The organism is Bacillus sp. mrc49 (genome assembly GCF_002803435.1).
Window position 1 is genome coordinate 1 of sequence record NZ_PHNG01000641.1, and the last position, 7,038, is coordinate 7,038.

The window sequence follows — 7,038 nt, forward strand, 5'->3', positions numbered from 1 at the left end:
CAGCACTTCTTTGCTGCGGGCGTCCTGGACAATTGCCGGTATTAGACCTTTTTCATCGAATTTAATAGTTTCAAGATTCATCGTACAACCACTCCTTGTTGTTTGAGAAACGCTTTGACTTCTTTGACCGATGTTTCTTTATAATGAAAGATCGAGGCAGCTAATGCTGCATCGGCTTTGCCTTCTTTAAATGCTTCCTGGAAATGCTCGGCGTTACCTGCACCGCCTGAAGCGATGACCGGCACGGAAACCGCTTCCGATACCGCTTTTGTTAAAGCGATATTGAACCCCTGTTTCTCCCCGTCGCAATCCATGCTTGTCAATAAAATTTCGCCGGCACCGCGACTGACGGCTTCCTTGGCCCAGTCGACCACTTCCCATTCGGTCGGTTTTCGCCCGCCATGGGTATATACCCGCCATGATCCAAGCTCTTCATCGTATCGGGCGTCAATGGCGACGACGATGCATTGGGCACCAAAGTAATCAGAGCCTTCAGTAATCAATTCAGGCCGGAGAACGGCTGCTGTATTCAACGATACTTTATCTGCACCTGCACGTAATATCTTCTTCATATCCGCCAGGGAATTGATGCCCCCGCCAACTGTAAACGGGATGGCCAAGCTGCCGGCTACCGCTTGAACGACGTCGACAATCGTTTCCCTGCCTTCATGTGAGGCAGAAATATCGAGAAAGACAAGCTCATCGGCACCTTCCTGATCATAAAAAGCCGCAAGCTCGACCGGATCTCCGGCATCCCTTAGCGAAACGAATTGTATGCCTTTGACAACACGTCCATCCTTTACATCGAGACACGGAATGATTCGTTTAGTGAGCATTTAACCACGCACCTTTTCCAGCGCATCTGCAACGGTAAAGCGATTCGTATATAATGCCTTGCCGATGATCGCCCCTGCAATCCCTTCAGCTTCTTGCTGTTTGAGGGTAATGATATCTTCCAATGAACTTATCCCGCCGGAGGCGATCACGTTTTTACCTGTTGCTCCCGCCATAGCCAATATCCCATTGACATTCGGGCCTGAAAGCATGCCATCCGTCGCGATATCAGTCACGATGAACGTCTCGGCACCCGCATCCGCCAGGCGTTTACCGAGATCGATTGCAAGCGTTCCGGACGTTTGAAGCCACCCATGAGTCGCAACCTTGCCATCCTTCGCGTCTATGCCAATCGCGATATGCTTTCCATACTTCCTGATCATATCCTTCGTGAAGGCAGGATCTGAAACGGCTGTGCTTCCAAGAATGACACGTTCCACCCCATTGTCCAGATAATGGGCGATATCCCGTTCCGTACGGATGCCGCCGCCGATTTGGATGCGTGCACCTAATTCACTTGCTGCTTTAATCACGTATGAATCGTTGATGCGAACTCCCTCTTTCGCCCCGTCAAGGTCGACCATATGTATCCAATCCGCGCCTTGCTCCGCAAAGCTTTTAGCCATATCGAAGGGAGAATCTCCATAAACGGTTTCCTGATCGTAGTCTCCCTGGATCAAGCGGACGCATTTGCCTCCGCGCATATCAATCGCCGGGTATATCGTAAAGTTGCTCATGCTTTTTCCTTCCCTTCTACTAATGACAGATAATTTCTTAACAGCGACATACCCATCTGCCCGCTTTTTTCAGGATGGAACTGCATGCCGAATACATTCCCTTTCGCTACGATTGCCGGTACTTCCACTGCATACGTCGCACTGGCGGCAATATATGCCTCATCCGTATCTACATAATAAGAATGCACGAAATAAACATGGTCCGCTTCCAGTCCTGCAGTCGCAGGTGACGAATGTTTGAATTCAAGTCGATTCCAGCCCATGTGAGGCACTTTATAAACATGGCCGCTTGCATCCGTGCCCTGAAACCGGACGACTTTACCTGGGATGAGTGACAATCCTTGTGCCGGTCCATTTTCCTCACTTTCATCAAAGAGAAGCTGCATGCCGAGGCAGATGCCTAATACATAGCCTCCCCCTGCTGCATAAAGCTTCAGGAACTCATCCAGCCCTTGTTTTTCCAAAAGGCTCATGGCATCCCTGAACGAGCCAACACCAGGAAGAATGATCCCTGTTGCCTTTGAAAGTTCTTTTGGGTCATCGGAAATGAATGAATCGGCACCAAGCCGCTCCAGTGCTTTGCTTACAGAAAATAAGTTCCCCATGCCGTAATCGACGATCCCGAGCATTTACAACATTCCTTTCGTTGAAGGAATGCCTTTGACCCTCGGATCGATGGTCGTCGCCTCATCCAATGCACGTCCCATCGCTTTGAAAATCGCTTCGATCATATGGTGTGTGTTATGGCCATAATGAACGACTACATGCAAGTTCATCCTGGCTTCAAGAGCGAATTTCCAAAGAAACTCATGCACGAGTTCCGTATCGAACGTCCCTACCTTTTGCGAAGGGAACTCCGCCCTGAATTCCAGATGCGGACGATTGCTTAAGTCGATGACAACCTGCGCGAGTGCTTCGTCCATCGGTACGAAGGCATTTCCGTACCGTTTAATCCCGCGCTTGTCTCCCAGCGCCTCCAATAACGTCTGGCCTAAGCAAATGCCAATATCTTCAGTTGTATGATGATCATCGACCTCCGTATCGCCTTTTGCATCGACGGACAAATCGAATTTCCCATGTTTCGTGAACAAATCAAGCATATGTGTCATAAACGGGACGCCAGTCTTGATCGATGAATTGCCTTCCCCATCGACACCAAACTTCAAGCTGATCTCCGTTTCATTCGTCTTTCGCTCCACACTAGCAAAACGTTCCATTACAAATCCTCCTCATCGGGGTCTTTCCCCTTTTCCCAAGCTGTATCTTGCATATATTCCGTAAAAAATGCCCCTAGTTCTTGGATTCATTCACGCCGCGCGATTCTATGGCACGGGCGTGAGCCTCAAGTCCCTCCATGCGGGCAAAAGCAGCAATTTTTTCTGCATTTTGGCGGAAGGCCGTTTCACTGTACATGATGACGCTTGACTTCTTTTGAAAATCATCCACATTCAGCGGGCTCGAAAAACGGGCCGTTCCGTTTGTTGGCAGCACATGATTGGGCCCCGCGAAGTAATCCCCGACAGGCTCAGAACTGTAGCGGCCAATGAAGATTGCCCCGGCATGCCGGATTTTGGCCATCACTTCAAGCGCATCCTTGGTCATGATCTCTAGATGTTCCGGTGCAAGCTCATTGATGGCTTCAATGGCTTCCGTCATATTCCCGCATACGATGATCCTTCCATAATCCTTAATCGATGCGGCGGCAATCTCCCGGCGGGGAAGCAATGCTGCCTGTTTTGTCACTTCTGCAGCAACCTCTTCTGCAAGAGATGCGGATATTGTCACCAAGACACTGCAAGCACGGGCGTCGTGTTCCGCTTGTGATAGCAAGTCGGCGGCAACTTCCGCTGCAATGGCTGATTCGTCCGCCAACACGGCAATTTCACTTGGTCCGGCGATCATATCAATGGCCACGTCACCGAATACCTCCCGCTTCGCCAGCGCAACGTAGATATTTCCCGGACCGACGATTTTGTCGACCTTTTTTATCGTTTCCGTCCCATAAGCTAATGCGGCTATGGCCTGAGCCCCGCCAACTTTATAGATTTCCTTGACTCCGGCAATCTTTGCAGCCGCTAAAACAGCCGGTGATAATTTACCATCTTGGCCTGGAGGGGATACCATGACGATTCGTTCCACCCCCGCAGCCTTGGCCGGCATCGCATTCATCAGCACTGACGAAGGATATGCCGCTGTGCCTCCCGGTACATACACTCCCACCGCATCAAGTGGTGTCAATTTTTGCCCCAGCATCGTCCCCGTATCATCCGTCGTAAACCATGAATTCCTAATTTGTTTCTCGTGAAACAATTCAATATTATCGGCAGCCTCCTGAATGATAGCAAGCTGTTCAGCCGTTAAGGATGCTGTCGCTTGTTCCATTTCCCGTTCGGATACCCTTAATTCCTCAAGCCCCACCCCATCGAAACGTGCGGTGAATTTATGTACAGCGGAATCCCCGCTTTTCCTGACTTCAAGGATAATATCCTGAACCGCTTTTCGTTGATCGGCCGTACCTGCGTCAACCGAGCGTTTCAGGGAAATCCCTTCTGCAAATCGTTCAATCTTCATATGCTCACCTCATTTGCGATTCTTTGCTATTCGATGATTTCTGCCAATCTATCCACAATCTCCGTAATCCTTGCTTCCTTAATTCGATAGCTGACAGGGTTCGCCACCAGCCTCGAGGTTACATCAGCTATTTTCGCATATTCAACGAGTCCATTTTCCTTCAATGTCTGGCCGGTTGAAACGATATCCACGATCCGTTCTGCCAAGCCAATCAATGGTGCCAGCTCGATTGAACCGTTCAGCTTGATGATCTCGACTTGCTCTCCCTGCTCACGGAAATAGCCCGAGGCCACATTCGGATATTTACTGGCTATTTTAGGGGCGATGTCACTTATTTTCGTACCAGGCAATCCTGCCACGGCTAAGTAGCACGCACTGATCTTCAAATCAAGCAGTTCATATACATCACGGTCTTCCTCCATCATGACATCCTTACCGGCAATGCCAATATCGGCGACCCCGTGTTCGACATAAGTTACGACATCCATCGGTTTGGCCAATATGAAACGTAAATTCTCCTCTTCCACCTCAAGGATCAATTTCCGTGAATCATCGAACTCGGGAGGCAGACGAAACCCCGCCGTTCTTAATAGCTCTGCCGCTTCTTCAAAAATTCTCCCCTTTGGCATCGCTATCGTTAAAAAGCTATTGTTCATCTTTGCCATTCCCCCCATTCCCTACAAATAAGTGCACCTCTGAAAAGGTCCTTGTAAAAGCATCAACGTTTTGGACGACGGTGATATCCTGAATCGTCACCCGCTTTCCTTCCGATCGTTTTATTCTTGCATTTTCGATCGCTTCCAATCGCCGTTCGGGACTGAATAAAATACACTCAGGCGCGACAGGCTGCATAGGCTCTCCAAGAGCTTCGGCAAGTCGATCGACACGGATCGCAAACCCTGTTGCAGATGCGTCCCAACCGAATTTTTCCAGAAGATTATCATAACGGCCGCCATTTCCGATTGGTGAACCGACTTGTCCTGCATACACCTCAAATAAGGTTCCCGTATAATAGCTCATGTGGCTGACCAATGTTAAATCGAAGCTCACATACTGCCCTACACCGAATTGCTGCAACTGAACGGATAATTCCTTGAGCCCTGACAAGGAATCTTTCCCTTTATCATTCTCGACCAGCGCCAGCGCCCTTTCCAAGGTGCCCTCACTTCCTCTTAATGAGGTAAATTCGATGAGCCGCTGTTTATCGATCGATGATAGCGGCAGCGATTTTACATGCTCCCGAAAACCGACATAATTCTTTTCATATAGAAACTTCCTCAGTTTGGAGGCCCTTTCCTCCGTCCCAAGTATGCTTAAGAAGAATTCCTGCAAAAAGCCGATATGGCCAATGGAAATCTTGAATCGTTCCAGGCCCGCTGCCTTTAACACATCGGCAAGCAGTGCAATCATTTCAGCATCTGCACTTATTGATTTATTGCCGATGCACTCAATGCCAATCTGTTCGAATTCTGCCGGCCTGCCGCCTTCACGCTGCTGGGCCCGATATACATTCGCTGAATAGGCCAGGCGCAGCGGAATTTGCTGCTTTAACAGCTTCGATGCCGCCACCCGGGCAATGGGTGCTGTCATATCAGGCCGCAAAACGAGCGTATGGCCTTCGGAATCAAGAAGCTTAAACAACTGTTGATCTAAAATGGCTGAGGCCTCGCCAATCGTCTCATGATATTCCAATGCTGGGGTTTCAATGAATTGATAGCCCCACTTCTTGATTTCATCGCTCATTTCATTTCTGGCCTTCACTTTCGTCTCATATAGCACTGGCAGTGTATCTCTCATGCCTAACGGTTTCTCGAACATAAACGGCTTTGTCACGACTGCACATCCTTTTTAAAAATTAGTAACCATCTATTCAATCGGTTCGCCCTCTTTGGCCAAAACCAATCCTTGCCTCCATTGTCTTTGTACATCCTTTTATCCTTCCAAGATCAAGCACAGTTAAATCCTTATTTTTGGATCCATATAAAAATAGTAGCAAAAAGATTAACATAATCCTATAAATAATCATAATAATCTTACAAATTACTTTAGTTCGCTAATATGGTAATATGGTGAAGTTGTTAATAGTTTAACGCTGCCCTAACCTTCCGTCAAGAAAAAGCTATCGTTTCCCTTTCTATCACCCTAAAGATCCTCGCAGTCGCATGCGAAAAAAGCAGACCTTCCACCCACTCCCAACCTCCTATTTGCAGTCAATCATTGTTATTAATGTATACCTTTTGGTTTAGCTGTTTTATAATGGTTAGGAGTTTGGCTTTACTAGAAATTATTGGGGGGAAAAGAAATTGAAGAGATTTTTTTCGTTATTTGTAGCACTTATCGTTCTTTTTTCGGTAGGCTCAATCGGAGCTAAAGGCTTCGCTGCAACGAAAATGAACCAGGATGAGCTTAATGCATACCTGGCGGAAGTTAGAATGACACAAAAGGAATTGGAAGATTACTTAGCCTATTATGACTTGACCTTGAAGGAGATGGAATCGGTAGATGAGCTACGCGATACATTGGGACCGACAGTCACTCCTGAGACATTGAAGCAGTTATTGAAGGATTATGACATGACAGAAGCGGAACTGACGGAATTATTGATGGAGTATGGTGAATTGGAAGAAGGAGATTCCATCATCGATACCTTCCATTTCATTTATGATATAGAAGACATAATCGATTTAGAGATGGGTTATGATGACGAAGACATGGAATACGATGATGAAGAACTGGACGATTTACTGTCTGGACTTTTTACAGAGATCGGGCTTACGGACGAGGAGCTTGAAAGATTCATGAATCACCTTATGCCACTTGTCGAGGATCCAACATTCGAGGATCGCTTGATGGCGATATCCGACCGAATGGACAAGCTGGCTGATTTTGAAACAAT

Annotated in this window: 8 protein-coding genes and 1 pseudogene; 1 reads left to right on the top strand and 8 read right to left on the bottom strand. The window is 47.7% G+C overall.

Features of this window, described 5'->3' with window-relative positions:
* From CVN76_RS31735 to CVN76_RS07570, 8 genes and pseudogenes are all read right to left on the bottom strand, one after another.
* Positions 1-81: pseudogene (locus tag CVN76_RS31735) on the bottom strand (bifunctional phosphoribosyl-AMP cyclohydrolase/phosphoribosyl-ATP pyrophosphatase); the annotation flags it as partial.
* The gene (gene hisF, locus CVN76_RS07540) at positions 78-836 is read right to left on the bottom strand and encodes an imidazole glycerol phosphate synthase subunit HisF (protein ID WP_100530780.1); all 759 of its coding nucleotides are present in this window, start codon (positions 834-836) and stop codon (positions 78-80) included. The pseudogene CVN76_RS31735 and the gene hisF, both read right to left, overlap by 4 nt.
* Positions 837-1,571 (bottom strand): 1-(5-phosphoribosyl)-5-[(5-phosphoribosylamino)methylideneamino]imidazole-4-carboxamide isomerase, encoded by a 735-nt coding sequence (gene hisA / locus CVN76_RS07545; protein WP_100530781.1) that lies wholly within the window; start codon positions 1,569-1,571, stop codon positions 837-839.
* Positions 1,568-2,200, bottom strand: coding sequence for an imidazole glycerol phosphate synthase subunit HisH (hisH, locus tag CVN76_RS07550; RefSeq protein WP_100530782.1), 633 nt, complete (start codon positions 2,198-2,200; stop codon positions 1,568-1,570). Before hisH ends, hisA begins: the two co-directional genes overlap by 4 nt.
* The gene (gene hisB, locus CVN76_RS07555) at positions 2,201-2,788 is read right to left on the bottom strand and encodes an imidazoleglycerol-phosphate dehydratase HisB (protein ID WP_100530783.1); all 588 of its coding nucleotides are present in this window, start codon (positions 2,786-2,788) and stop codon (positions 2,201-2,203) included.
* A gap of 73 nt (positions 2,789-2,861) precedes the next feature.
* Positions 2,862-4,142, bottom strand: coding sequence for a histidinol dehydrogenase (gene hisD, locus CVN76_RS07560; RefSeq protein WP_100530784.1), 1,281 nt, complete (start codon positions 4,140-4,142; stop codon positions 2,862-2,864).
* Positions 4,143-4,168: 26 nt separating this feature from the next.
* Positions 4,169-4,798, bottom strand: a complete 630-nt coding sequence (gene hisG / locus CVN76_RS07565; protein ID WP_061141171.1) for an ATP phosphoribosyltransferase — start codon at positions 4,796-4,798, stop codon at positions 4,169-4,171.
* Positions 4,788-5,975 carry an ATP phosphoribosyltransferase regulatory subunit gene (locus CVN76_RS07570; RefSeq protein WP_100530785.1) on the bottom strand — a complete coding sequence of 396 codons (1,188 nt, stop codon included), beginning with the start codon at positions 5,973-5,975 and terminating at the stop codon, positions 4,788-4,790. Before CVN76_RS07570 ends, hisG begins: the two co-directional genes overlap by 11 nt.
* A 470-nt stretch (positions 5,976-6,445) precedes the next feature.
* Between CVN76_RS07570 and CVN76_RS07575 the strand changes: the two genes are divergently transcribed.
* The coding region (locus CVN76_RS07575; RefSeq protein ID WP_100530786.1) for a processed acidic surface protein at positions 6,446-7,038 on the top strand (593 nt) is incomplete at its 3' end.

Bases quoted from the DNA above. Each gene is read 5' to 3' on its own strand.
- hisA (WP_100530781.1), bottom strand. From the start codon at position 1,571: ATGAGCAACTTTACGATATACCCGGCGATTGATATGCGCGGAGGCAAA.
- hisH (WP_100530782.1), bottom strand. From the start codon at position 2,200: ATGCTCGGGATCGTCGATTACGGCATGGGGAACTTATTTTCTGTAAGC.
- hisD (WP_100530784.1), bottom strand. From the start codon at position 4,142: ATGAAGATTGAACGATTTGCAGAAGGGATTTCCCTGAAACGCTCGGTT.
- hisG (WP_061141171.1), bottom strand. From the start codon at position 4,798: ATGAACAATAGCTTTTTAACGATAGCGATGCCAAAGGGGAGAATTTTT.
- hisF (WP_100530780.1), bottom strand. From the start codon at position 836: ATGCTCACTAAACGAATCATTCCGTGTCTCGATGTAAAGGATGGACGT.
- hisB (WP_100530783.1), bottom strand. From the start codon at position 2,788: ATGGAACGTTTTGCTAGTGTGGAGCGAAAGACGAATGAAACGGAGATC.